Source organism: Pontibacter sp. GD13, assembly GCF_058216355.1.
The window spans coordinates 394221-419610 of the sequence record NZ_JBYZMQ010000001.1; the positions used below are offsets into that span (position 1 = coordinate 394221).

General features: G+C 51.5%; 16 protein-coding genes. 10 read left to right on the forward strand and 6 right to left on the reverse strand.

The genetic code is table 11. From position 1 onward, the window contains the following. Positions 1-14: 14 nt before the first annotated feature. The 3 genes from AC4BAN_RS01610 to AC4BAN_RS01620 form a co-directional block, all read right to left on the reverse strand. The gene (locus AC4BAN_RS01610; RefSeq protein WP_490562614.1) at positions 15-2435 is read right to left on the reverse strand and encodes a GumC family protein; all 2421 of its coding nucleotides are present in this window, start codon (positions 2433-2435) and stop codon (positions 15-17) included. A gap of 10 nt (positions 2436-2445) precedes the next feature. Then, positions 2446-3231 carry a polysaccharide biosynthesis/export family protein gene (locus tag AC4BAN_RS01615; RefSeq protein ID WP_490562615.1) on the reverse strand — a complete coding sequence of 262 codons (786 nt, stop codon included), beginning with the start codon at positions 3229-3231 and terminating at the stop codon, positions 2446-2448. 260 nt (positions 3232-3491) lie between these two features. Then, positions 3492-5147, reverse strand: a complete 1656-nt coding sequence (locus AC4BAN_RS01620; protein ID WP_490562616.1) for an ArnT family glycosyltransferase — start codon at positions 5145-5147, stop codon at positions 3492-3494. 374 nt (positions 5148-5521) lie between these two features. Here AC4BAN_RS01620 and AC4BAN_RS01625 point away from each other — a divergent pair, with 374 nt between their 5' ends. Beyond that, positions 5522-6301, forward strand: coding sequence for a phosphatase PAP2 family protein (locus AC4BAN_RS01625; RefSeq protein ID WP_490562617.1), 780 nt, complete (start codon positions 5522-5524; stop codon positions 6299-6301). 120 nt (positions 6302-6421) lie between these two features. Continuing rightward, entirely contained in the window at positions 6422-7210 is a 789-nt protein-coding gene (locus AC4BAN_RS01630; protein WP_490562618.1) for an SDR family NAD(P)-dependent oxidoreductase, read from the forward strand. Positions 7211-7348: 138 nt separating this feature from the next. On the opposite strand, the gene AC4BAN_RS01635 is transcribed toward AC4BAN_RS01630, so the two are convergent. Continuing rightward, positions 7349-7711, reverse strand: coding sequence for a hypothetical protein (locus AC4BAN_RS01635; protein WP_490562619.1), 363 nt, complete (start codon positions 7709-7711; stop codon positions 7349-7351). A gap of 240 nt (positions 7712-7951) precedes the next feature. Between AC4BAN_RS01635 and AC4BAN_RS01640 the strand changes: the two genes are divergently transcribed. The 4 genes from AC4BAN_RS01640 to AC4BAN_RS01655 all read left to right on the forward strand — a co-directional run bounded on the left by AC4BAN_RS01640 (position 7952) and on the right by AC4BAN_RS01655 (position 11972). After that, complete coding sequence (locus AC4BAN_RS01640) at positions 7952-8911, forward strand: hypothetical protein (protein WP_490562620.1); 960 nt, start codon at positions 7952-7954, stop codon at positions 8909-8911. A 69-nt stretch (positions 8912-8980) separates the two neighbouring features. Continuing rightward, positions 8981-9952 (forward strand): hypothetical protein, encoded by a 972-nt coding sequence (locus AC4BAN_RS01645; protein ID WP_490562621.1) that lies wholly within the window; start codon positions 8981-8983, stop codon positions 9950-9952. A gap of 15 nt (positions 9953-9967) precedes the next feature. Then, positions 9968-10642, forward strand: a complete 675-nt coding sequence (locus AC4BAN_RS01650; RefSeq protein WP_490562622.1) for a response regulator transcription factor — start codon at positions 9968-9970, stop codon at positions 10640-10642. Between the two features lies 1 nt (position 10643). Continuing rightward, entirely contained in the window at positions 10644-11972 is a 1329-nt protein-coding gene (locus AC4BAN_RS01655) for a sensor histidine kinase (protein ID WP_490562623.1), read from the forward strand. Here AC4BAN_RS01655 and AC4BAN_RS01660 read toward each other — a convergent pair. Further along, positions 11962-14085 (reverse strand): GAF domain-containing sensor histidine kinase, encoded by a 2124-nt coding sequence (locus AC4BAN_RS01660; protein WP_490562624.1) that lies wholly within the window; start codon positions 14083-14085, stop codon positions 11962-11964. The two genes, AC4BAN_RS01655 and AC4BAN_RS01660, sit on opposite strands and share 11 nt — an antisense overlap. A 257-nt stretch (positions 14086-14342) precedes the next feature. Between AC4BAN_RS01660 and AC4BAN_RS01665 the strand changes: the two genes are divergently transcribed. The 3 genes from AC4BAN_RS01665 (at position 14343) to AC4BAN_RS01675 (ending at position 19879) form a co-directional block, all read left to right on the forward strand. After that, complete coding sequence (locus tag AC4BAN_RS01665) at positions 14343-15110, forward strand: S1/P1 nuclease (RefSeq protein WP_490562625.1); 768 nt, start codon at positions 14343-14345, stop codon at positions 15108-15110. 215 nt (positions 15111-15325) lie between these two features. Then, positions 15326-17164, forward strand: coding sequence for a DNA/RNA non-specific endonuclease (locus tag AC4BAN_RS01670; RefSeq protein ID WP_490562626.1), 1839 nt, complete (start codon positions 15326-15328; stop codon positions 17162-17164). A 240-nt stretch (positions 17165-17404) separates the two neighbouring features. Next, positions 17405-19879, forward strand: a complete 2475-nt coding sequence (locus AC4BAN_RS01675) for a penicillin-binding protein 1A (protein WP_490562627.1) — start codon at positions 17405-17407, stop codon at positions 19877-19879. Between the two features lie 107 nt (positions 19880-19986). Here AC4BAN_RS01675 and AC4BAN_RS01680 read toward each other — a convergent pair whose 3' ends face one another. Next, positions 19987-23028 carry a serine hydrolase domain-containing protein gene (locus AC4BAN_RS01680; protein WP_490562628.1) on the reverse strand — a complete coding sequence of 1014 codons (3042 nt, stop codon included), beginning with the start codon at positions 23026-23028 and terminating at the stop codon, positions 19987-19989. Between the two features lie 213 nt (positions 23029-23241). On the opposite strand from AC4BAN_RS01680, the gene AC4BAN_RS01685 reads away from it, so the two are divergent. Next, positions 23242-25326: a M13 family metallopeptidase gene (locus tag AC4BAN_RS01685; protein WP_490562629.1), complete on the forward strand. Its 2085-nt coding sequence runs from the start codon at positions 23242-23244 to the stop codon at positions 25324-25326. The last annotated feature ends 64 nt before the right edge of the window (positions 25327-25390 follow it).

Sequence of the window (25390 nt, forward strand, 5' to 3'; positions counted from 1 at the left end):
ATACTTGAGCAGGGTCATACGCCTACATTCCTCCGCAGCTTCTTACGCCAGCTCATCTTCCCGTCGGTGCTATACCCGTAACCCGACCCATATCCATAGCCGTAACCAAAACCGACCTCCGGTTTGGCATCGTTCATCACAATCATCGGGTTTCTGAATTTACGGTTCTGGTAAATATCATCAATAATGTTCAGCTGCTCTTTATAAGTATAGTTGTAGCGGATCAGGAAAATACTGGAATCGATGTAAGGAGCCAGGGCAAACGTGTCGGCCACTTGTCCCACAGGTGCCGTATCCAGAATAACGTGGTCGAATCGTTCCTTTAACTCCCCGATCATTTTACCCACCGACGGCAAAAGCATTAACTCGGAGGGGTTAGGAGGCATAGAGCCTACCCCAATAACATAGAGGTTAGGCATTATGCCCGAAGGAAGTATGATCTCATCTACAGAGGATACCTCCGAGATCAGGTAATTTGAAATTCCCTGTTCTTCGGTTATGCCGATGCTGTTCATCAAGCCCTGTTTGCGAAGGTCAAAACCTAACACCACCACCCGCTTGCCCGTTAATACCAGGCTGGCACCCAGGTTCAGGCTGAAAAAGGTCTTGCCCTCCCCACTCATGCTCGATGTAACCAGGATCACCTTGTTCTCTCTGCCGCCGGTAGCAAACTGGAGGTTGGCCCGCACCAGCCTAAACAGCTCCGCGGTTGGTGTCCGGTTATTCTCGCTCACCACCACCACACTTTTACCCTTGTTGTGGGTTATCTCACCCAAAATGGGTGTTGCCGTCATGTTCTCAACATCTTCACGCTCCAGCACCTTGTCATTCAAATAGCCTTTGCCATATATCCAGGCAATCGGAAAGCCCAGGCCCAATACGAAGGCCATCAGGTAAATTAACTGCGTTTTTGGTCGCACGGGAGTGTTGGCTACAAAACCCTCGTCTATGATGCGCATGTTTGAGATAGTAGCAGCCAACGACATAGCGGCCTCCTCTCTTTTCTGCAGCAGGAACAGGTACAACTCCTGCTTCACCCCTTGTTGCCGGTTTATCTCCAACAGATCTCTCTCGATAGAGGGCACCTTTTGTATCTGGGACTCAAACTGCGAGTAACTGGACTTCAGGTTGTTTTTGGTGATGACAAGGCTACTCTTAATATTGCGCAGGTTCTCCAAAATGTTCATCCGGAGGTTATTCAATTGCTCGTTTATGTTCAGGATTGTGGGGTGATTGGGCTGGGTTGTCTGCAGCATACGTTTCCGCTCCAGTTGTAACTCGTTAAACTTATCGATCAGGCCCAGCAAGGTCTGGTCCTGAATATTCAGGGTGCTGGGCACCAGCTCATAGCGGTTTTCCAATTTGGAAAGGTATTGTTCAATGGATTGCAGCACGTCTATCTGTATCTCCCATTCTGACAGCTGCTTGTTATACTCACTAGCCTTTTGGATGTAGAGCTGCGCCTGGGCGCCTACGTCGGTAATCTCATTTCGCTTTTTGTAGCTCTCCACATCCTTCTCCACGTCGGTTAGCTCTACCATCAGGTATTTCAGGCGCTCATCAATAAACTGCATGGTATTAGAGGCCACGATCTTTTTATCCTCCACAGCCTCCTTGTTGTAAACCTCTATCAGTTTCCGGATCACATCCTGCCCTCTTTCCGGAACCGGGTCTGTTAATGAAATAGCGATTACACTGGCGTTTTTGTTAACCGGATAAGCCACTAGCGTGCTGTTGTAGAGTAAGCCAACCTTGTAGGGGTCCAGGAATTGCACCCGGATGGGATGGCTGCTACTCATGCTTCCCGAATTGGCCACCACTGTAAAGGTGCCGTAAGGCTTTTGTATCTCTGTCCCGAATTTATGTCGTGAGGTGACCACATCCGCGCTTTCATCGTCTGATGAAGTGATGTTAGATAAAGTGGATAAGGATCTACCGGTCGGGTTGCTGACCTCCTGCAGTTCAAAAGTGTTATTGTCTTTCACCTCAATAATTAGATTTCGGGTATAGGCCTCTGGTTTTAGTTCGCTTACGATCACCTTCACCGGCAACATGCTGCCATACAGTTCCCTCGATTTTACCCTACCATCCAGGTAATAGGCTGTTTGCAACGACAGGGCATCCACTACCCGGTACATCAGGCTTTTCGACATTAACACTTCTATCTCATTATCCACGTTTTTACCCGTCTGGAAAATATCGAGCTCATTGAACATATCCCCTTTCGGCATGCCAGACTTATCCATGTCATCTTTCAACAGCAACGTACTGCTGATCATGTACACGGGGGTTGTGTAGCGCACGTAAAGGTAGGCAGAGCCCAGGCATAGCAGCATGGCGCCTAAAAACAAGTACCAATGCTTTCTATACCGGGTAAGCAACCCTTTTACGTTCAGTTTGTCAGACTCCTGCTTGGTTTTATTTAGTTCTCCCATTCGTCTATCCTTAAAGTAATCTTGTGATGATGAGCGTCACGACGGAGGTGGCTGCCAGAAACAGGGAAATGTTGCGTGTATTCGTGCTGGCCTGTATCTCCTTTTTCTCATCCGGCTCTACATATACCACATCGCTCTGCTGCAGATAAAAATACGGCGAACTGAGCACCTCCTTGTTGTTCAGGTTCACCCGTGCCATGGTCCGTACATCCCCGGCTTCCCGTATTACGAGCACATTCTCTCTTTTACCGAAGGCCGTCATATCGCCGGCCATGCCCAGGGCTTCTAGTATGGTTATCTTCTCGGTGGGGATGGTAAAGGTGGCAGGTCGGTTCACCTCCCCGATCACGCTCACTTTAAAATTCAAAAAGCGGATAATCACAGTAGGCTCTTTAAGGTACTCCTTAAGCTCCGCTGTTAATTTATCGCTTGCCTCCTGCTTGGTTAATCCCCCCACTTTATACTTGCCGAGCACAGGGAAAAGGATGAAGCCGTTTTTATCTACCAGATAGCCCTCGTTAAACCTTTCTACGCCAGCGTTGCCACTCACGCTAAAGTCAATGGTGCGCCCTACCGGCGTGATAACCCCTTTGTTGAAGGTGGTGCTGGCCTCCGGGTTCAGGCTTCCCACAGTAATACTTAACAGGTCATCTGGTTGAATGCGGGCTTCGGTCTTATTGGAGATCTTTTCAGTGTATATTTTCTGATTCTGCAGGTCGCTGAAGTAGGCCAGGTTCCGATGGTTACAAGAGAATAGCAAACAGGTAAATAACAGGTAAATAAACTTCCATCTCATACGCAGTAGGGTGATTCGTAGGGTTTCGCTCCATACCAGGTGCTTACCTGATAGATTATACTTTAAAATCAATATATCCTACATTACGCAATCTCATGGGAAAGGTGTATAAATTTGTTATTGTTTTTAAAAGGTAAATCACAATAATAGAATCAACCTCCTCAAAAGGCCATTTCTAAGCATCAGAGCCCTAAAAGCAGTTGCCAAAGTATACTTAAACAAACGGAAATTGCGGGTAAGGAAATGCGAGGCAGAACACCTTACCTGCGCGCTGTGGCCTTTGCCAGAATGTACAAATAATATACTTCCTCCGGATGTTGGATGTCTACGTGAAAGGTTTCCAGCTCATCTAGCTGTGTGGTTGTGTCCGGCAGGTTCTCCGGGCTCAGGGCGTAAGTTGAGAAAATAGCGGCGGGAAGTTCTTTAGGCACCTGCAGTTTGTTATGCACCAGGTGCAGGGTATCTACCTGCCTGCCAACCTCCCAGATATGTTCGGTGGCTAATCCATCCATGGCATAAAAATCCAGATCCTGAAGGGCTTTCAGTTCCCGCACCTCTGTTAATGACTCTTCCTTGTCCTTCGGATGCCTCACCTGCTCATACAACGGTGTACCCAAAACCAAAATCCAGGAGTTTAAAAGAATGACCGACAGGAAGTAGGAAAAAGGCAGGCGGCTTGCCACAGCTTTTAATATGACTAAGCCAAGTATAACGCTGCCAGCAGTCAAAACCAGTTGCATGAAAAGCGGGATCAGACCGGGAAGATACGCCAGAAAATACGTAGCTATTGGGAACGCAAAGGCTGCCAGCACAAAAATAGCAGTGCTAAATCCAATTATTCGTCGATTTACAATATCCAGGTTTTGCTGCTTCATTAGCGCCAGCAGGCCCCGCAGGTAGCAGGCCGTTAGCAGTGCCAGCGGCATCAGAACCGGCAACAGGTAGCGCTCTTTTTTTTCTGGCACAACCGATAGCAGCAAGATGGTAAAGGCCACCCATAGCATAAGAAATTTATAGTTGACGTATTGGTTTGCCAGTTTCCGGGCCCCAGAAAAAACCAGTACTGAAAAGGTGAACACAGTCCATACACCTGCCTGCCCGACAAAGCCCCAGTAATACCAGAACGGTTTTACGTGCCTGCTTACCCAGGCCGTTGTTTCGTTCGAAACATTAAGTGCCAGGCCATCCGTGGCGACAAGGGAAACATAAAGCGGCCACGGTATACTTATAAGCAGGCAAACAACAAGGGCCAGCAGCATTCCCTTGCGTTTTTTGCGTAATGCTGTCATCTTGAAACAGCACGCACAACTGGACACAAAGGGCAGCAACAAAACGAAAAAAGAAACCGGGCCTTTACTTAAAAAGGAAAAACCCAGCAGCAGCCCGCACAGGGCAAATGCAGTGTTGGCCTGCCTGCTGTCTTTCCATCCTTTCACAAACAGCCACAGGGCACCTACCATAAAACTGTGGCAGTAAATATCCCAGGTGCCCTGCCGCCCTATGTTAAACACCGCAAACGAACTCGCCAGAATGGCGGCAGCCAGAAAAGGCACTATCGTATCACGGGTGAACTGCCGGGCCAGCAGAAACAGAAATACAACTAATAGGGAAGACATCACAGCCGCTGGCACACGCAAAGCCGCCACATTCTCTATGTCGCCGGCAGCCAGCCCAGCCAGCGCCGTAATCCAGGTAGGAAGCGGAGGCTTGGCCAGCCTTAAGTCACCGTTTAAGGTAGGAATGACCCAGTGCCCGCTTTTAGCGATCTCCCGGGCAGAGATAAAATTCCGGGCTTCCATCAGGCCAGGCTCTCCGGCACCCAGGTTTGTAAAGTAGGTGCACAGCAGTATAAGCAACAGTAAAGTCAACTGCGTTCTACCCCCCGAAAGCCATTGATTTTGTGTCACCATTTTCATATCAGCCCAATTTTAGGTATCGCATTAGGTATCGCACCTGCACTTGCCAGGCAGGCAAACAGCGGCTGTCCAAGCTTACCTGTACCTCTTTCCATCTTCAAAGCCTGACAACCTGCAACTCAAACGTAAAAACGCTTATTATTTCCACAAATTCAACTTTACCTGGCACAATCCACTTTACAAGGCTCCAATCGGGTCAAAAAAGAATCACTCCTGCCACTTTTCGATTGCCTCCTGTGCAGCAGTTGCCAGTTCAGGAAGTATGGGTTACTGCATACATTACGACACCGTAACCGTACAGGAGCTGTAGAAGTATGCATATAGTGGTAAACGGATGTTTAATGTCCGTCAATCATATAACAAACCCATACCACATGTTTCAAAAACCGCTCACATTGCTTTCCTGTAAGATCGATGATTTCTTTGAACTTCATTTCATGCAAAGGCTGGCGGAAAAGCACCCGAAACTGATCCGCTACTTACAAGAGCGGCTGGGTATGGAAAACTTTTTCGGACTGCCCTTCACCTCCCTCTTGCTGGTGTTGTTTGTTAATTTTTCCCTGCTCTCCGAGATTTCCGAAAACCTGGTGAACTCCCCGGGTATGAAAGCCATCGACAGCGCCGTAACCCTGTTCTTTTTTGAGCTGAGGACTGACCTGGTCAGCAATGCTACCTACTACTTCACCCAGCTTGGTGCTACAAGCGGCGTGGCAGTCATGTTTGTGCTGGCCATGGGCTTTTTGATGCTGAAAAGGCGTTGGCACTATTGTGTCGCACTGTTTGTGTCGGTAATGGGCAGTGGCGTTTCCGTTTACATTACCAAGGCATACTTCCATCGGGAGCGCCCCCTGGATGTAGGGTATTACCTGTTAAGCACCTTCTCCTTTCCCAGCGGCCATGCCACAGCTGCAGTGGCCCTGGTAGGCATGCTTTGCGTGTTTGTGTACCTGGAAAGCGAACACATTGCAGGGGCTAAGTGGTGGATTAGCCTAGGCGTACTTTACATACTCCTCATCGGACTCAGTCGCATTTACCTCGGTGTACATTTTCTGAGCGACGTGGCAGCAGGCTTCCTGTTAGGTAGCCTTTGGCTGATTGTGGGCGTTTCCGTTTACGAGTTTCTGCTCATGCGCACCACCAAGGTAACCGCCTAGGGCTTTCTCTAGCGCATGCATATTTAAATAGGCCAAACAAGTTGTAAGTCAATTTCTAACTCCTATCCGAACAATCTCACCCCTGCCTCGTTTCCGTAAACAACAATTAACTCAAAACTTATGGATTTAGAGAATAAAAAAATACTGATTACAGGAGGTAGCGCGGGTATAGGCAAAGCGCTTATCCAGGAACTGATAAACCGGGGTGTGAAGGATATGGCTGTGATGGGCAGAAGAAATGAACCCCTGGAAGCCCTCAAAACAGAATTCACCTCAGTGAACTTCCTACTTCTACAGGGTGATGTGGCAAAGGCCTACGACCTTGACAAAGCTGTTGCCGAGGTAACCGAGAAATGGGGTGAACTCGATATCCTAATTAACAACGCCGGAGTAGTGAGCGCTGGCTTACTCTCAGAACAAAGTGATGAGGATATCATCAGCCAGATAAACATCAACCTGACAGGATTGATCTTGCTTACAAAAAAGGCTTTGCCGCTCCTGGAAAAAAGTAAAGATGGCGCCATCATGAATATCTCCTCAGGTTTTGGGTACATCGCTATGCCGTTCTATAGCGTATATGCCGCTACCAAAGCCGCTGTGCGGCAGTTCTCAGACGCAATGCGCAGAGAGCTGCATGCCTTTCCGATTCATGTGATAACAGTTTACCCTTCAGCCACAGACACTGACATGATGACAACCGCCAAGACTGGAGAAATGGACTCGCCAGAAAAAGTAGCGAGGGTAGCGGTGGAAGGGCTGCTGAACAAGGAAATAAACGTGATTCTGGGTGGTCAGCAACGGGAGGAGCAGATCAAGATCAACTTCCTGGAACCTGCGAAAATTGATGCCTACGCTGCCCAGAATTTCGAGGGCATGAAGCAAATGGCCAGCAACCACCGCTCCATGTAGCAAAGGTAGTACATAGCAGGAATTCATAAGCCAGCTCCCTGAAACAGTTCAGGAGGCTGGCTTTGTGGTATATAGGCAAATGCTGCCATGTTAAGCTGTTGGCTGCATTCCAGCAACGGTCAAAAAAAAAAGAGCCAATTAATAGTTTGGGTCGCGGTTGGTATAGCCGCCGCGATCAGAGTCTGTTCCGAAACGCCGGTTTATACTTCTTTTGTCGACCTGCGCTGCGCTGCGCTCCCGGTCCTGGTCCTGGTCGCCCTTGTGGTAGGGGGTGCGGCTGTAACCAGCAGCACCCTGGTGTTTATATCCCGCCCTTGGCGGCCCGTCCTGACTTGCTCTTTGGCCATAGTTGTGGTTCATGAAGTCATTGTAGGCATTTCCTTCCCCGCCCCTTTCGTCTTCTCTGTTATCGTTAATTTGAGAGGGCCTGCGACCCTGTTCCTCATCCAGGTCGCCGTAACGCATACGGCGCGGCTTGTTATAATTATCGTGTTTGTTCATAGCTTTGTGGTGATAGTGTATATTACTTTAACGATTTTCTGGTAAAGATGCTTCCTTCTGAAAGGAACTGAGCCGGCCTGAATTACTTTCTGCATACGAAACCTTCCTCCAAAACGGGCAGCGTGGCATGTAGCTGTCTGAAAAAAAATAAAAAAAATTTCAAAAAAAACCGTTTCTTCATTTTCGCTTCATCTTGACCTGATAGTTTTGATCCATAAACTATTTAAAAAACATACAACGATGAAAAAAATAACATTCTTAGCCGCCGCTTTCTTCACAGTAGCCACGGCATTTGCCCAGAACAATACGACAGCTGTAAATGCCAAAACCAGCACAGTGGTAAAGGCAGAGCAGGACGGCAAGGCAACAAAGGCTTCCTCTGAGTCTGCTGCCACACTGGCTGCTGAAGCCAAGCTAACCAATGCGCAAAAAGCGGATACCAAAGAAGCCAGAGCCCAGCAAAAGGCAGCCCTGAAAGCAGAAAAGAAGGACAGGAAAGCTGCCACCACTCCCGAAAAGCCGGAAGAAGAAAAGCCAGCCCCTCAGCCTGAGCAGGAAAAGCAGGACACACCGAAAGAAAACCACGGAAAGGCAGTAGCCGAGGTGGCCCAGCAAGGCGAGGCAACCGTCACCCTAAAAGGTAAGGAAGCTGAGAATCATGGACAGGCAGTGGCCGAGGTTGCCAAGAGCAATGCCACAGCGGTTAAAGCAAAAGGCTCGGATGCGGCCGAAAGCACTATACAGGCCACACTACAGGCAGGCCAGCGCACAGAGACCGCCTTGAAGGGCCAGACCGTGAAGGCTGAAACCCAAGGCGCAGCTGTGGTAAACGTGGCGCAGGGCAACAAGGAAAAAGGAGCGGAAAAAGGCCAGGAGGTTAAAGAGGTAGCCAACGCGAAACGCAATGAGAAGCAAGCTAAGGCTGAGACTGAGGCTGAGGCAAAGACTGAGGCTGCCGCTAATGTGCAGAGCAAAGTGCGCCGGGGAGGTGCTTCACGCGCAGCAGGTGCCGCCCGTGCCGCGGGCAAAGTGAAAACGACCGGCTCCGAAACGGCCACCACCGTATCAGGTGCTGCCAATGGAGCGGTTAAGCCTGTGAAAGCAAATGCAGCCGGTGCCGTGAAAACAAACGTATCTACCCGCCCGGTGCAGGTAGGCGGTGCCGTGAAAGTAGGCTCTAAGATCAAAGTTGGTAACTAATTACCCATCATCTCACCTTACTGTTCAGCAGCCTGCGCTTCCTGCGCGGGCTGCCGAACTTTTTTACTTATGAAAAAACGTACTTCTCACTGGCTGGTAATGGTCGGGCTACTGCTTGCTGCCACCCTGCCTGCAACTGCAAACGCTGCCCCTGTGCAAACAGGCGAAGCGCCGGACTCCATACTGGTGAAAAAAGGCTGGTGGACTATCGGGGCTGAAGTGGCGAACAACTCCTCCTTTTTCGGGCGCAACACCGCTACTCGCTACCCCTATGTCGCTGCCTCTCTTACCTACGTGCACCGCACCGGTCTTTGGGGCGCTGTTACATCCTATCAGCTTTTTAACACCGAAAGCTACCTAGATGAAACAGACCTGTCGGTGGGCTACAGCGTAAAGATCCGTGACCTGGTTGAAACGAATGTCAGCTATTCCCGCTTTATCTTCGGGCAGAATACCCCGCTCGTGAAAGCCGCAACCTCCAATGCCCTTTCTGTGAAAGCGGCCATTGACTGGCGCATTCTGTATACGGGCTTAACGACAAGCTACATCTTTGGTGATGGGCACGATCTGTTCACCGTGCTGGAGAACTCCAGGTTTATCCCGCTAAACCCCCTCTGGAACGGCAGGCATGTTATCGGCCTCGATCCCAAGGTAACGGTTACAGCAGGCACGCAACGGTTTAACGAAACCTACACCACCACCGAAAACAAGAAAGCAGCCCTGCCTACCAGCGGCGGCTCCACAAGCGGAGGCCCCCTAACAGGCACACCCATTGGTGGCGTGTTCGATCCGCTCAACCCCGGCGGCGGCGGCAACAACAAACCCAAAGATGATAAAGGGACCTCCTCCACAACCACTACTACTACGGCTGTAAGCAGGTTTAACCTGCTGAACTATGAGCTAAAGCTTCCGGTGGTCATATATTTGGGTAACTTTGAACTGGAGCCTGCTTACAGGTATTCTATCCCGGTAAATAAAATTGAGGGTGATGCCTCCAAAGCCCAGTCCTTTTATTCGTTAAACGTCAGTTATACTTTTTAACATACGCCTTTCCCCATGCATGTACTCATTGTTGAAGATGAAAAAAGCCTGGCTAAGGAGCTGGTCCATTTCCTGACAAAAGAGCATTACCGCTGCGACACAGCCTATACCGGCCAGGATGCCTCCGAGAAAATAGCCGTGAACCGCTATGACTTTATCCTGCTGGACCTGGGGCTGCCGGATTACAAAGGCCTGGACCTGCTCAGGGAGGTAAAAGACCAGGAACTGGATGCCGCTGTCATCATCCTGACCGCCCGCGGAGCTGTAGAAGACCGCATTGAGGGACTGGCCCTGGGTGCGGACGACTACCTGCCCAAACCGTTCTCGCTGTTGGAGCTGCAAATGCGCATGCAAGCCATCCTCAGACGCAAGTTCCAGGTAAAGTCGTCGGTGTTTACGCTCCATGGCCTTGAACTGGACAGCGCAGCCCGGCGCGTGCGCTTCAAGGATACCGAACTCTCGCTCACCAAAAAGGAGTTCGACCTGTTGCACTACCTGCTGCTGCATAAAAATCGCATCCTTACCCGGCTGCAACTCACCGAGCACATCTGGGGTAACCTGCTCGAAGACGATTACGACTCTAATTACATTGACGTGCACATAAAAAACCTGCGCAAAAAGCTAGGCGACTATATTCCCAAAGACTGGCTGGAGACCGTACGCGGGGTAGGCTACAGGTTAACGGTATAACATGCGGCTACAGGCAAAGCTCACGCTTTTCAGCGCGGCCTCTAAGGTCGTTATCTTCTTTGTGCTGGTGTTGGTGCTGCCCCCGCTTATCCAGCGGGTTGCCCTTCACACCACAGACCAACGTCTGCTCGAAAAGAAGGAGCGTATCTTCGATATCATTGAGCAGCAGGAGATTACCTCGTTCGTGCGGGCCGATGAGGATGAGGTGTACGGCAGCTACAACCTGCTTAAAGAGGAGTTCATTTCCCTGGAGCCCATCGACAGCTCCCGGATCAACAACCGGATAGAGAACAGCTTCCGCAACGTAGAGGGGCAGGTAGTGGAATACAGGGTGCTCAGCCTGGCTTTTGAGGTGCAGGGCGGCACCTACCTGCTCGAGATCGGCCGCAGCCTCGACACCATCCGCGAGACCAGCGACACGCTGCAGCGCTACGCCTTTTATTTTTTGGGCGCCATTGTGCTCATCACCGTTTTCATCGATCTGGCTTTTGTGAAGATCCTGCTGCGTCCGCTCCGGTTAATTATCCGTCGGGTGCAGCGCATTGGCCACCCCGACACTTTTAAGCCCGCCACGCTACCCACTTCCACCAACGACTTTGTGTACCTCAACGATACGATTAATAGTATGATGGGGCAGATACAGCATGCGTTCCGGAGCGAGAAGGAGTTTATCGGCAACGTATCGCATGAACTGCTTACTCCGGTAACTATTCTGCAAACCCGCATGGAGAACCTGCTCAACGACCCTGAGCTGCCCGAAGGCATGTTGGTAAAAATGGTGGAGAGCCAAAAAACCTTGCACCGGCTTAAAAACATCATACAGGCGCTGTTACTCATCTCCCGAATTGAGAATGAGCAGTACCTTAAAAATGAAGAAGTAAATATAGAAGCCTTGGTTTTGGATGTGGCCGAGGAGATTCAGGAACGCATAGAAGCCCGGCAACTGACACTGGAAGTACAGGTGGACGACGACCTGACAGTGAAAGCCGACTACGCACTGCTGTTTACCATGCTATTTAATGTAGTAAACAACGCCATCAAGTATAACAGACCTGGCGGGTCAGTATCCATACAAGCGCACGCTACCAAAAAAGGCTATCTGCTAAGTGTTACCGACACGGGCATTGGCATCGCGCCGGCGCAGCTGCCGCATATCTTTGACCGCTTCAAGCGCCTGCACATCCCCGATCGGGAAAGTCACGGACTGGGCTTACCGATTGTGCAAACGGTGGCAAAGTTCCACAAGATCAAGCTTTCGGTTTCGTCTGTACCCGATACTGGAACCACTTTTACATTCCGGTTCCCGGAAGAGGTGCCTGTTAACGCTTAAAATAGATCTTAAAGGTTGTACCTATTCCTTTTTCACTTTCCACCTCAATTTTACCGCCGGCGTTCTCCACAATTTTCTTTACAATGTATAGCCCCACGCCCGACCCCTCCACGTGGTCGTGCAAGCGCTTGAACATAGAGAATATTTTTTCTTTATCCGCCGGACTAAGTCCCAACCCGTTGTCCGTAACCGTTAAAACAATGTATGCTTTCGTTTCACTGGTGGCTATCCTAACCTCCGGTTTACGATCAGGGGCATGGTATTTTAATGCGTTGCTAACCAGGTTGTATACCACACTCCTTACATTTTTAGTGGAGAACTCAACTGAACTGTTGTTTTCTGTGTTTACAACAACCTCTGCTCCTACTTCGGCAATGGTGGTGCGAAAGTCGAGCAGCACCTCGTCCACTACACCGGCCAGCGAAACCAGTTCGATTTCCCCCCCACCTTCGCGCTGCACCCTGGCTACCTGTGTCAGGTCGTTCACGGCGCGCTTAAACCTGTTTATAGAATCGCTGATGTACTGAATCACCTGTTGCACCTCTTTGGTAGCTAAAGTAGCACCGGGCAGGTAATCTACCAGTGCTTCCATCAGGCCTTCGATGTTAGAAATAGGCGCTTTCAGGTCGTGTGATGCCGCATAAACAAAGTTATCGAGGTCGGCGTTGGTGGCCATCAGCTCTTGGTTGATTTGCTCTATTTTATGCCTTGCCTCCACCTGTTGGTTAATATTTACAGCGATGCAAATAATACCCTCTATCTGGCTTTCAGCATTGTACAAGGGCTGGTAGACAAAACTTACATACACAGTTTCCATGATGCCGTTGTGATCAAACACCACGGCAAGCTCATCGTTCTTATACGGTATACCGGTTGTATATACATTGTCCAGTAGCTCTCCTATGCCCTGTTCTTTCACCTCGGGCAAAGCCTCCAGCACCGGCCTGTCCAAAACCTCAGCTTGCTTTCTGCCCCACAGGGCACACATCGCCGGGTTTGCCAGTTCAACCACATAGTCTGGCCCCTTCATGATGGTAATGGCTACGGGAGCTTGCTCAAAAACCTCTTTGAGCATGGCTTGCTGCCGCATAAAATTCTCACGGGCTTTCACAGTGGTGATCAAGGTAGAGAATTGCCCGGCAATAAGCTTATGAAAATTAAGGTAATCAATGTCGTAAGGTAGCCGTGGACTGATGCCGCATATTAAAAATCCGATCACGTCACTCTCCCCAGGGCTTAGAATGGGAAGCACAACGGCTTCCTGCACCACCAGTTCCACATCCGGATCCGCTTTCAATAAATAAGTTTCATTCAAGTCTGTAACCCTTACTTCCTTGTTTGTTTGCATTGCTTTAGCCAGAGGCCATACCTGGCTTTCATTTTCTACTGCTAAATCAACACATTCTGGTGTAAGGTGAGCAGAAAGCTGCCCCGTTGACGATGCGAGCCGGGCAGTGGTCCCATCGTTTACAAGCAGGTAGACCAGGCTGAAAGGCACATCGTTCCTATTATTGCTAAAAATATCGATAGCTACCTGGCAGGAGCTTTCTAATGTCTGCCCCTGGCTAATGGCAGTCCCCGTATCCATCAGCGTTGCCAGCCTCCTTTTCCCCAGCACGGTACTGGTAACCTCGGTGCAGGCGCAAAAAACACCCTCTGCATCTCCAGCATCGTTAAACACCGGGCTGTAAGAGAAAGTCCAGTAGGTTTCTTCTATAAAGCCCTCCCGATCGAGCAGCACAAGCAACTCTTCGGCATAAAAATGATTGGCCTCCTGTAAGATGCCTTCTGCCACCACGCCCAGCTGCCACCAGATTTCGGCCCACATCTTGCGTGCACTGGCGCCTAAGGCTTCCGGATGTTTTTTCCCCAGGGCTGGAAGATACGCATCGTTGTGAAACATATAGAACTCATCAGACCACCAGATGAACATGGGGAAGGCAGAATGAAGCATTAACCGGATATTTGCCTGCAGACTTATAGGCCAGAAGTGAGGGTTGCCCAGGGGGTGTGCATCCCAGTTATAGGCCCGCATCAGCGCGGCCATTTCCCCGTCCCCCTCAAACATTTTTAAAACCGCACTTTGCTTTTTCTGATCTTCGCTTTCTGTCATCTTACTCTAGTGGGATGTTATTTTTGAAGTGCCTGCCAAATCAATCAGGAAGAAACAGCTGTCATTTATTACCTGCCAACAAGCCTTGACGCCGTTCTATCCTGTAGCCAACCACAACCATATTTACCTTAAATCCATCAAGACAAATATTTGCATCAATTTACATTGAAAATTTATCTTTTGATGATTTGGCAACGAAAACAAGTATAATTTTTGTTGTTTTGTATCTTTGAAGTCAAAATACCCTTATCATGTATATGAAAAAAATAGGAAGCGTTTTCCTTCTTTGCCTGTTGATCACCGGACAGGCTTTTGCATGGGGCCAGAACGGGCACCGAGCCGTCGGCCTTGTGGCTGAACAACACCTTAGTAAAAAAGCCAAAAAAAAGGTATTAAAACTGCTGGACGAGAATACGCTGGCGGAGGTATCTGTCTGGATGGATGACATTAGAAGTGACCATGCCTACGACCATACCCATGACTGGCACTGGGTTACAATTCCGGACGGCATGACTTACGAGCAGACCCAAAAAAATCCGAAAGGTGATATCATTGCCCAGATAGAAGAGGCTACACGTGTGCTAAAGACGGGGAACCTGAGCAAAGAGCAGGAGCAAGAGTATGTTAAATACCTGGTGCACCTGGTTGGCGACATTCACCAGCCCATGCATGTTGGCGGCTACGACGACCAAGGCGGAAACGCGGTAAAGGTGCAGTGGTTTTACCAGCCCTCTAACCTGCACCGCGTATGGGACAGCGACATGATCGATAGCAAGAACCTGAGTTTTACGGAGATTGTCCGGTTTTTAGGTGAGCCGCGCAAAGAGCAGATCAAGCAGTGGCAGGCATCCTCTGTTAGAGACTGGGCCAATGAATCCATGAGTTACCGCAAGCAGATGTATACCCTGCCCGAGGATAAGAAACTGAGCTATCGGTATGCCTACGAGAACTACGACCTGGTGGAGCAGCGCCTGTTGCAGGCGGGCATCCGTCTGGCCGGCTTACTAAACGAGATCTACGGCTAAAAGTCGCCGGTCTTCATACCTGCTTACAAAGCGCCACTCGGATAATTATCCGGGTGGCGCTTTTTTATGGCCTTGGCCGCAGGCCATTATCCCATTCAATCTACTGAAAAGTCACAAATACAACAGCCAGTGTTATTATATCATTATCGATATATAGAAATTGAAATAGTTTCTGTTAATTCGTTTGCTTTATCTCACCTTAAACAATTAATAGAATGAAACACAGTTACTTGTTTAGATGGCTATTTATCTTCTCGGCCCTCCTCAGTTTTACTGCCTGCGACACCAATCCGGACAGTGTTGCACCCAATGCCTCTTTTGCGGTTAACAAGGCGAAATACGCCACCGCCGCCACCTTCTTCGACGAGGGTTTCGAGAGTGCCTCCAAAACCAGCTACGCCACGGGCTCCATTCCCTTCACCAACGGTTCCTGGAACTTTGACGACGCCCTGGTAGGCAACACCTCCTCCGACAGCAAAACCGGGGCACAGTCTGCCCGCATCCGTTACAGCGGCAAGCTGAGCATGGAGTTCGACCTGCCCGACGGCGCCAAATCAATTGCGCTGAGTTATGGCAAGTATGGGCGGGATAAAAGCACTTCGTTTGAAGTGTACTACTCTACCAACGGCGGCGCCTCATGGACACCGGTGGGAGTTCCCACCACAGCCAGCAAATCCAACCTAAGCACCGTTAGCTTCACACTGGATGTGCAGGGGCCTGTGCGCTTTGAGGTGCGCAAAACAGACGGCAGCAGCAACCGCCTCAATATTGATGATGTTCGCATCGAATCGAACCCGGCTCCAGACCCGGCCACATCCGGGGCTATTTCAGAAGATTATGAAGGCGGCTCGAAGGGGAGTTACGCTGCAGGTGCTGTTACCCTGACCTCGGGCAACTGGTACCTGAACGAAGCACTGCTCGGCACCCTCGACTCAGATAGGAAAACAGGCATGAAGTCGGCCCGTATCCGCGACCTGGGCACCCTGGAGATGCAGTTTGACGTGCAGGAAGCACAGGGGCTTTCCATCGGCCATGCCGTGTACGGCACCGATGCCGCGAGTACCTGGGAGCTGCAGGCCTCCACAAACGGCGGGGGAAGTTGGGCCAAAGTAGGCAACACGGTTACATCCGCTTCTACTGCCCTGGCTACCGTAACTTTCAGCGTGAACTACGCAGTGCCTGTTCGTTTCAGGGTAGTAAAGCTAAGTGGCACCGGCAATCGGATTAACATCGATGATTTTGTGATCAGCGGAACGGCGATTGACTCGGGCGGCGGAGGCACGCCTCCTCCCGCTGATACGAGCCTGGGCGCCGTGCACCTGTCGCTGGGTAACCCCTCAAATGCCGTTACCGACGTAAACCAGCCCAACAATTACCTGCTCCGCAAAGAGGAGTACGTGATCTCCTACAGCCGCGACAGGGGCACCGCCAACTGGGTAAGCTGGCACCTGGATGAGGCCTGGCTTGGCAGCACGCCGCGCCAGGACGATTTTCGTGCCGATGTTACCCTCCCTGCCGGATGGTACCAGGTAGGTGCCACGGATTATTCCCTGAGCGGCTTCGACCGGGGGCACATGTGCCCCTCCGCGGACCGCACCCTCTCCGTGGACGACAACTCCAACACCTTCCTGATGACCAACATGGTGCCGCAGGCGCCCAACAACAACCGCATCGGCTGGGCGAGTCTGGAAAGTTACTGTCGGTCTTTGCTTTCGGGCGGCAACGAAGTATACATCATCTCAGGTGGTTACGGCGTAGGCGGTACAGGCGCTAACGGTTACGCCACTACGCTGGCAGGAGGAAAAATCACCGTCCCCTCCAACACCTGGAAAGTGGTGGTAATCTTGCCGGACGGCGACAACGATGCCGCCCGCGTAACCACGGCTACAAGGGTAATTGCCATCGACATGCCGAACGACAACTCGGTATCCTCTGACTGGAGGGTTTACAGAACCTCTGTGGATGCCATTGAGGCTAAAACCGGCTTAGACCTGCTCAACCTGGTGGCCGATAATGTAGAAAATGTGATTGAGGCCTCAGTTGACGCCTTATAGTCATTTAATTTAAACCCGGTTTGGGATAAAGCACCAGGCACGCTCTTACGGGAGCGTGCCTTTTTTCTGGGCAATGCCATGCCGGAGTTGCCTACCCTGAATGCAACTGCAAAAGTATAAAAAGTATGGCTCTGGCTCATTTTTTGTAATTTCGCTTCCGCTGCACCAAATCTCATACAATTTCGTTTGTAAGCAGCGTGGCTTGCAAAGCTACTCCATTACACAGGCATCAGACAGAACATGAGGCGTACGCTGAAAAAGATCATCAAATTTTTTATCACCCGGATTTTTGTACCGCTCGTCCGGTTTTTTCACGCAGAGTTCTCTGCCTTTTACCAGAGCCTGAAGCCTAAATTCACCCGCGCCTATTGGCGGCAGAAACGGGCAGCCTGGCGACAGAACCATGCCCGCTTCAAATCCAGGTTCTTGCTGCGCAGTTTTTACAAGCTGGCGCTGGCGGGGCTGCTGGCCTTCGTGCTTTTCTACCTGTCGGTTTACATGGGCTTTTGGGGCCACATCCCCTCCCGGCGCGAGCTGAAAAGTATCCAGAACAACACCGCCTCCGAAGTATACACTACCGATGGCACGCTGCTTGGGCGCTATTACATCCAGGACCGTACCAACGTTAAGTTTGAGCATATCTCCCCATCCGCTATTCATGCGCTCGTGGCAACCGAAGATGCGCGCTTCTACGACCACAGCGGGGTGGATGCCCGCAGCATGGTCCGTGTGCTTGTTAAATCGCTGTTGCTGCAAAACGGAAGCGCCGGTGGAGGCAGCACACTAAGCCAGCAGCTGGCCAAAAACCTGTTCCCGCGTAAAAACTACTGGCTCTGGGATATGCCGGCTATAAAACTCCGGGAAATGATCATCGCCCAGAAGCTGGAGGCGGTTTACGCGAAGGACGAGTTGCTGGAGCTTTACCTGAACACCGTGCCAATGGGCGGAAACCTGTATGGGATAGAACGCGCTGCACAGCGTTTTTTCAGTACCTCGGCGCAATCACTTAAACCAGAAGAGGCCGCCGTGCTGATTGGGATGCTAAAAGCCACCACCACCTACAATCCTCGTCTTGATCTGGCGCGCTCCACTACAAGGCGCAACGTGGTACTGGGGCAAATGGCAAAGTATAATTACCTGACGGCCGCCCAGGCCGACTCTTTAAAAAAACTACCTCTTCAGCTAAAGTATAACTACACCACCCATAACGATGGCCTGGCGCCCTACTTCAGGGAACACCTCCGGCAGGAACTGGTACAGTGGGCCGCTGGCCAGGAAAAGAAGAATGGGGAACCTTATAACCTGTACACCGACGGGCTGAAAATATACACCACCCTTGATGCCGGCATGCAGCGCCATGCCGAGGCTGCGGTGCGCAAACGCATGGCCCTGCTGCAAAAGCAATTCGATGCCCATTGGCGCGGGCGCACCCCCTGGGGCAAGAACTCCGAGGTGATTCAGGTGGCCATGCACCGCTCCGACCGCTATAAGAAAATGCAGGAGGCTGGCGTTTCGGAAACAGAGATTAACGCTGTGTTCCGGAAACCGGTGCCCATGCAGTTGTACGGCCTGAGCGGGAATAACAATAGAACCATGAGCCCGCTCGACTCGGTGGCCTATTACCAGCGATTTCTGAACACAGGCCTATTTGCCGTGGAGCCTCGTTCGGGGTATGTCCGTGCCTGGGTTGGCGGCATCGATCACCATGTTTTCAAGTATGACCATGTAAAGGCGAAACGCCAGGTGGGTTCTACCTTTAAGCCCATCCTGTATGCCGCCGCCCTGGAAAAAGGCCTGAGGCCCTGCGATTATTTCGCGAATGAGCGTGCCACTTACCCGGAGTATGACAATTGGTCGCCGCGCAACGCCGATGAGCAGTATGGCGGTGAGTACACTATGCGCGGGGCACTGGCACACTCGGTCAACACCGTATCCGCCCAGCTGATCATGAAAACAGGGGTAACCAACACCGTGGACATGGCGCACCGGCTCGGCATCAGATCGAATTTACCGGAGGTGCCTTCGCTGGCCTTAGGCACTGCAAACCTTTCCTTGCAGGAGATGGTGGCCGCCTATGCGACGTTTGCCAATCAAGGGTACCGGGTAGCGCCTGTTTACATCATAAAGATCACAGACCGAAACGACAAGGTATTGCGGGAGCATCAGGCGGGTGCGAATGCCCGAAAAGCCGTTTCAGAAGAAACAGCCGCCATTATGCTGCACCTCATGCAGGGCGTGGTGGAAGAAGGAAGCGCCGTTAAGCTGCGCTCGCAATTCGACCTGCAGATGGACATCGCCGGCAAAACCGGCACCACCCAGGACCATGCCGATGGCTGGTTCATCGGTATCACACCAAAATTGGTGACCGGCGTGTGGGTAGGCGGTGAGAGTCCGGAGGTACGTTTTAGAACGCTGGCGCTGGGCCAGGGGGCACACACAGCCCTCCCGATCTGGGGCGACTTTAACCGAAGAGTAGCCATCGACCCGGCTTATAAAGGTTATTACTATGCCCGCTTCGATCCTTTACCCGCCCGGCTTCAAGCCAGCCTGAATTGCCCCTCCTACAGGGCGGAGCCACCGCAGGAGAACTTCCTGGAAAGGGTATTCAACAACGTGACCGAGAAAGTGGGCCGCAGCTACGAAGACTGGAAAGAGAACTGGAAAAAACGACGCCAGGAAAGAAAAGCGCAGAAACGCCGCAAGAACAAAGACTAACCCTGCTGCATAAAATCCCTCCACTGGCCTGCTCCCCAAGGGAAAGCTCCCTCACCTCAAACGGGGAGAAGGCTGGGATGAGGGGTTTGCAAGGCACCTTGACCGCTTTACTGCTGCACAATTTTCGACTTTTCAAGGGCCTGGTATACCACCTCCAGCACATTGGTGCGGGTATTCAACCGACTCAGCTTTGGGTTCTCACGGGTCGGGTTCACCCGGTTAGACAGGAAAACATACACCAGGTTGTTCACCGGGTCTACCCAGGTGTAGGTACCCGTGAAGCCTGAGTGGCCAAAGCTTTCTGCCGGGGCGCTCGGGGCCGCATTGCTATCCTGTGCCCCCGGCTTGGCAGGCCTGTCGAAGCCCAGGGCGCGATGGTTGCCCTCGGGGCAGAACTGGCACTTGCTGAACGCGCTTACCGTGTTGCCCCCGATGTAGGTTTTGCCGGCATAGGTGCCGTCATTTAAATAAAGTTGCATCAGCTTGGCCAGATCGTTTGCGTTGCCGAAAAGGCCGGCATGCCCGCTGACGCCGCCCAGCATGGCCGCCCCCTCGTCGTGTACCGTGCCGTGCAGCAGTTGCTCACGAAAATGCGGCTCGTACTCAGTCGGCACAATGCGGGAGAGCGGGTATTGCTTATAGGGGTTAAAAGTAAGCGACGTAGCGCCAATCGGCTCGTAAATATTCTCCTTCAGATAGGTTGCAAAGTCTTCGCCGGTAATGTGCTGCACCACCAGCGGCGCAAGTATAAAGGAGAGGTCGCTGTACACGTAGCCCGGTTTCTGGTTGAGTGGCGACAGGGCAATGCTTTTGTATATCTTGCAGGCATACTTCCGGTGAATGTACAGGTTATCGGCTACCTTGATCGGGAACCTTTTTGAGGGTTCATTTTTAAAAGTACGCCATTTAAACTTGCCGTTCTTTTTCACCGTCGCTTTCCAGAAAGGGATCCAGGCCTGCAGCCCTGCCTGGTGTGTCAGGATATCCCTATACTTTAAATCAGCCTTATCCGTGCCCTGTAGCATAGGTAGGTAGTCACCCAGATGCTTGTCCACATCAAAACGCCCCTCACTCTCCAGCTTCATAAAAGCAGCCAGCGTAGCGCTGACCTTGGTAACAGAGGCCAAATCGTAGAGGTCGTTGTTCTGCACCGGAGTATGTTTATCATAGGTGTGATAGCCGAAGGCTTTCTGGTAGATCACCTTGCCATCTTTCGCCACCAAAACCTGTGCGCCGGGCGTGGCTTTTTCGGAAATGGCCTGCGCCACCAGCGAGTCGATCCCTGCCAGGTCCTGCGTTCTTAAGCCAACTGCTTCCGGCGAAGTATAGGCAAAGCGCAATCCGCCACTTGTTGCCAAACCGTCATTTATCTGAAAGGCATTGCTCACGGTAACCGGCAACTTGCCCTTCGCGCCAACGCCACCAAAAATCATCTGCGAGGCCACATCCTGTGTCAGGGCGGTTTCCTGGTAAGCGGCCAGCACGGCATCGGCATTCTTCAGGTCCTCGAACTCGGCCAGGCTGTACACATTCCCAAACACGCTCACAATGGTTGGCTTGGAGCGGATCAGGTCTTTAAGGAACAAATTCATCTCGGCAGTGACGCCAAAGTTGCTGCTGCCCGCTTTCAGGTTAAGCCTGTGCACACCGGCAATCACCAAGTTATAGGCCTGCAGCTTCTGCTTAAGCTCCAGTAGCTCGGAAAGGGAGGTATTCGGCGTCAGGAAGAAGGTATCTACTTTGGTATAGCGGGCAAGGCCACGCTGGAAATCGGTTTCCTTGTCAGTGCCGATGGCCAGGGCAGCCACCTTTAGGGTATCCAGCGACTTGACCGGCACAATGTCTTGCTTGTTGCGCAGCAGCGTCAGCGAGGCTTCCACCAGTTCGCGGTTCAGGTACTGGGCCTGTGGGTTGTTGAGGTCTGCGATCAGGTGTTCCGTTTCGATGGGTTGCCATTTAGCCAGCCCCACCCATTGCTTCGCTGCCAGCACTTTGCGGCAACGCGCATCTACTTCTGCCTGCGTAATTTCTTTGTTGGCAATCGCTTTCTGCACCTCGGCAATCGTGGTTCCCACATCCATCGTGTTTAGCAGCACATCGTTTCCGGCCAGCAGTGCCTTCACGTCCACGATGCCCGGCGGGTAAAACTTTGCCACACCTTGCATGTTCAGGGCATCGGTAAACACCAGTCCCTCGTAGTTCAGCTCTTTCTTAAGCAGTCCGTTTACAATGGGCCCCGACAAGGTTGAGGCCAGGTTGGGGGTATTGTCGAGCACTGGTATGTTCATGTGGGCCACCATCAAACTGCTAAGGCCGCTTTGCATCAACTCCCGGAAAGGGTACAGCTCAACTGAATCCAGGCGTACTTTGGAGAAGTTGATCACGGGCAGGCCCACATGCGAGTCAACATCGGTATCGCCGTGACCCGGAAAGTGCTTGGCGTTGGCCAGTACGTGCTCATCCTGCATGCCGTGCATATAAGCCAGGGCCTTACGGGTTACGTTATACTTGTTCTCCCCAAAGGAGCGGAAGCCAATGACCGGGTTATTGGCGTTGTTGTTGATGTCCACCACCGGGGCAAAGTTCACGTGTACGCCCAGTCGCTTTGCCTGCCGGGCAATCTCACGGCCCATCTCGTAGATCAGCCGCTCGTTCTCTATGCCTCCCAGCGCCATCTGGTACGGGAACTTCACGGTGCTGTCGAGGCGCATGGCAAGCCCCCACTCCGCATCTATGCTCACCAGCAGCGGCACCTTGCTTTCCTGCTGATAGCGGTTGGTCATCTTCGCTTGCCTAACAGGACCTCCCTGGAAAAAGATCAGGCCACCTACCTTATAGGTTTTAATGATGTTGCTGATCGAGTCGATGTGCGCCTGATCTTTGTTGGAGTACACCGGGATCATGATCAGCTGCGCGATGCGCTCCTCCGGCGAGAGGGTAGAGAAAACGGAGTCGACCCATGCCGTGTGGAGGTTATCCAGAAAGGCGGGTTTAATGGCGGGCGCCTCCACCTTATGCACCGCAGCAGCATAGGGCTTTTGTTTAGGGGCGGCTGGCTTTCGCTGTGCCTGTGCCAGCGGAGAGCCCAACAGCAGCAGGAAAATGAAGATGAACGCAGGCAAGTAACAGGTTCTATGGAAAGTAGGCATGGTCAGGTGCAGGTGCTTTTTTGCAAGTTATCATTTATCCGGGAAAATGTAAAAAACAGGATGTCTGCCTGCCCTCTCCAGAAATTTAAGTTTAACATAGCCTGTAACAGGCTTTTCATTTAAAAAAATCTGTACATTTATGGCCACATTATTGCACTAATAAATTAAACAACTATTCTAACCTTACAAATTTTAGCTTACACCAAACCACCTATGACTGAACCACAAGCCACAAAAAGCGTCTCAAACTGGAAAAACCGTTTAACGATCCTGCTGTTTGGCACTGCTTCCCTGTTTGCCGCTGAGGCATCTGCCCAATACAAAAACGAAGCATCTAAAACCAAGCCTTTCATTGATAAGGCTAACATGGACCTGAGCGTTAACCCTGGAAACGATTTCTATACTTATGCCAATGGGGTATGGCTGCAAAACAACCCGGTGCCTGCCAAGGAAACCCGTTGGGGCAGCTTTAACGAGCTTCGCGATTTCAACATTAACGCCGTAAAAACAATCCTGAATGAGGCTGCCAGCAAGAAAGACGCTGCCAAAGGCTCTATTGAACAACGTGTGGGGGACTTCTATGCCGCTGGCATGGACAGCGCAGCGATTGACAAGCTAGGCTACAGCCCTATCAAGGCCGACCTGAAAAGAGTCCGGAAAGTAAAGGATGTAAAAGGGCTGCTGAATGAGGTAGCTTACCTGCGCACTTCCGGTGCTGCATCGCCGATGTTCGGCTTCTATGTGGGCCAAGACCGCAAAGACCCAAACACCATGATCCCGCAGCTGAGCCAGGGTGGCACTACCCTGCCTGACCGTGACTACTACCTGAAGGATGATGCCCGGAGTCAGAAGATACAGGATGCATACAAAAAGTACATCACCAAACTGTTCACCCTGACAGGCACTAAAGAGGCTGATGCGAAAAAGAACGCAGAAACCATCTTTAACCTGGAGAAGAAGCTGGCCGCTGCGCAAATGGCACGCGTGGAAATGCGTGACCCTTATAAAACTTACAACAAATTCTCCGTAGCCGACCTCAGTAAAACCACGCCAAACATGGACTGGAAATCGCTGATGGCCAAAATGAAAGTAACCGGCGAAGACACCATACTGGTAAATAACCCCAAGTTCTTCACGGAGCTGAACGGACTGCTAACCAGCGAACCTTCCGCTGCCTGGAACACCTACCTGCAATGGAACGTGCTGAAGTCTGCCGCGCCATACCTGAGCTCTGATTTCGTGGATGCCAACTTCGCCTTCACGCAGGTGCTCACGGGCCAGAAAGTGCAGACGCCGCGCTGGCAGCGCATGTCGTCGTTGACCGATGGTACTATTGGCGAATTGCTGGGGCAGCTGTACGTGCAGAAGCACTTTAAGCCGGAGGCAAAAGCCAGGATGAACGACATGATCGCCAACCTGATCAAGGCTTACGAGATCCGCATCAACAACCTGGATTGGATGAGCGATGTGACCAAAGAAAAGGCACTTGCTAAGCTTCACGCCTTCAGACCCAAAGTGGGGTATCCGGATAACTGGAAAAACTACGACGGCCTGGCTATTAACCGGAAGACCTTCTTCCAGAATGTTCGCAACTCTGGCCAATGGGCATACAACGATATGGTTGACCAGCTTGGCAAGCCAGTAGACAGAACCAAATGGGGCATGACGCCACCAACCGTGAATGCATATTATAGCCCGGTAATGAACGAGATCGTGTTCCCGGCGGGTATCCTGCAGTTCCCCTTCTTCGACCCGGAAGCGGATGATGCGGTGAACTACGGTGGTATTGGCGCTGTGATCGGCCACGAGATCTCGCACGGTTTTGATGATTCGGGTAGCCAGTACGACAAGGACGGCACGCTTCGTAACTGGTGGACAGTAGAAGACCAGGCTAAATTCAAGGAGAAAGCTGCTGCCCTCGCCGCACAGTACGATGCCTACACCGTGCTGGATACGATCCACGTAAACGGAAAGCTAACACTTGGTGAGAACATCGGTGACCTGGGCGGCCTGAGCGCGGCCTACGAAGCCTTTAAAATGACCAAGCAAGGACAGTCAGACGAGAAGATCGACGGCTTTACGCCAGATCAGCGTTTCTTCCTGGCCTGGGCTCAGGTATGGCGCACCAACATTCTGCCGGAAACAGCCGCGCAGTTGATCCTGACGGATCCGCACTCACCGGGAACTTACCGCACCATTGGTGCCCCTGTGAACATGGACGCCTGGTACGAAGCCTTCAATGTGAAGCCAGGTGATAAGCTTTACAAGAAACCAGAAGACAGAATCCGACTCTGGTAAGCCTATGCTGGCACTAAAATGGTTAGTGCGTTGATACAAAAGAGGGACCTGGTGGAAACACCGG

Excerpts from the sequence above, each read along its gene's own strand:
- AC4BAN_RS01660 (WP_490562624.1), bottom strand. The coding sequence starts at position 14,085 with ATGACAGAAAGCGAAGATCAGAAAAAGCAAAGTGCGGTTTTAAAAATG.
- AC4BAN_RS01685 (WP_490562629.1), top strand. The coding sequence starts at position 23,242 with ATGACTGAACCACAAGCCACAAAAAGCGTCTCAAACTGGAAAAACCGT.
- AC4BAN_RS01620 (WP_490562616.1), bottom strand. The coding sequence starts at position 5,147 with ATGAAAATGGTGACACAAAATCAATGGCTTTCGGGGGGTAGAACGCAG.
- AC4BAN_RS01640 (WP_490562620.1), top strand. The coding sequence starts at position 7,952 with ATGAAAAAAATAACATTCTTAGCCGCCGCTTTCTTCACAGTAGCCACG.
- AC4BAN_RS01665 (WP_490562625.1), top strand. The coding sequence starts at position 14,343 with ATGAAAAAAATAGGAAGCGTTTTCCTTCTTTGCCTGTTGATCACCGGA.
- AC4BAN_RS01650 (WP_490562622.1), top strand. The coding sequence starts at position 9,968 with ATGCATGTACTCATTGTTGAAGATGAAAAAAGCCTGGCTAAGGAGCTG.
- AC4BAN_RS01625 (WP_490562617.1), top strand. The coding sequence starts at position 5,522 with ATGTTTCAAAAACCGCTCACATTGCTTTCCTGTAAGATCGATGATTTC.
- AC4BAN_RS01675 (WP_490562627.1), top strand. The coding sequence starts at position 17,405 with ATGAGGCGTACGCTGAAAAAGATCATCAAATTTTTTATCACCCGGATT.
- AC4BAN_RS01630 (WP_490562618.1), top strand. The coding sequence starts at position 6,422 with ATGGATTTAGAGAATAAAAAAATACTGATTACAGGAGGTAGCGCGGGT.
- AC4BAN_RS01645 (WP_490562621.1), top strand. The coding sequence starts at position 8,981 with ATGAAAAAACGTACTTCTCACTGGCTGGTAATGGTCGGGCTACTGCTT.
- AC4BAN_RS01610 (WP_490562614.1), bottom strand. The coding sequence starts at position 2,435 with ATGGGAGAACTAAATAAAACCAAGCAGGAGTCTGACAAACTGAACGTA.
- AC4BAN_RS01615 (WP_490562615.1), bottom strand. The coding sequence starts at position 3,231 with ATGAGATGGAAGTTTATTTACCTGTTATTTACCTGTTTGCTATTCTCT.
- AC4BAN_RS01635 (WP_490562619.1), bottom strand. The coding sequence starts at position 7,711 with ATGAACAAACACGATAATTATAACAAGCCGCGCCGTATGCGTTACGGC.
- AC4BAN_RS01680 (WP_490562628.1), bottom strand. The coding sequence starts at position 23,028 with ATGCCTACTTTCCATAGAACCTGTTACTTGCCTGCGTTCATCTTCATT.
- AC4BAN_RS01670 (WP_490562626.1), top strand. The coding sequence starts at position 15,326 with ATGAAACACAGTTACTTGTTTAGATGGCTATTTATCTTCTCGGCCCTC.
- AC4BAN_RS01655 (WP_490562623.1), top strand. The coding sequence starts at position 10,644 with ATGCGGCTACAGGCAAAGCTCACGCTTTTCAGCGCGGCCTCTAAGGTC.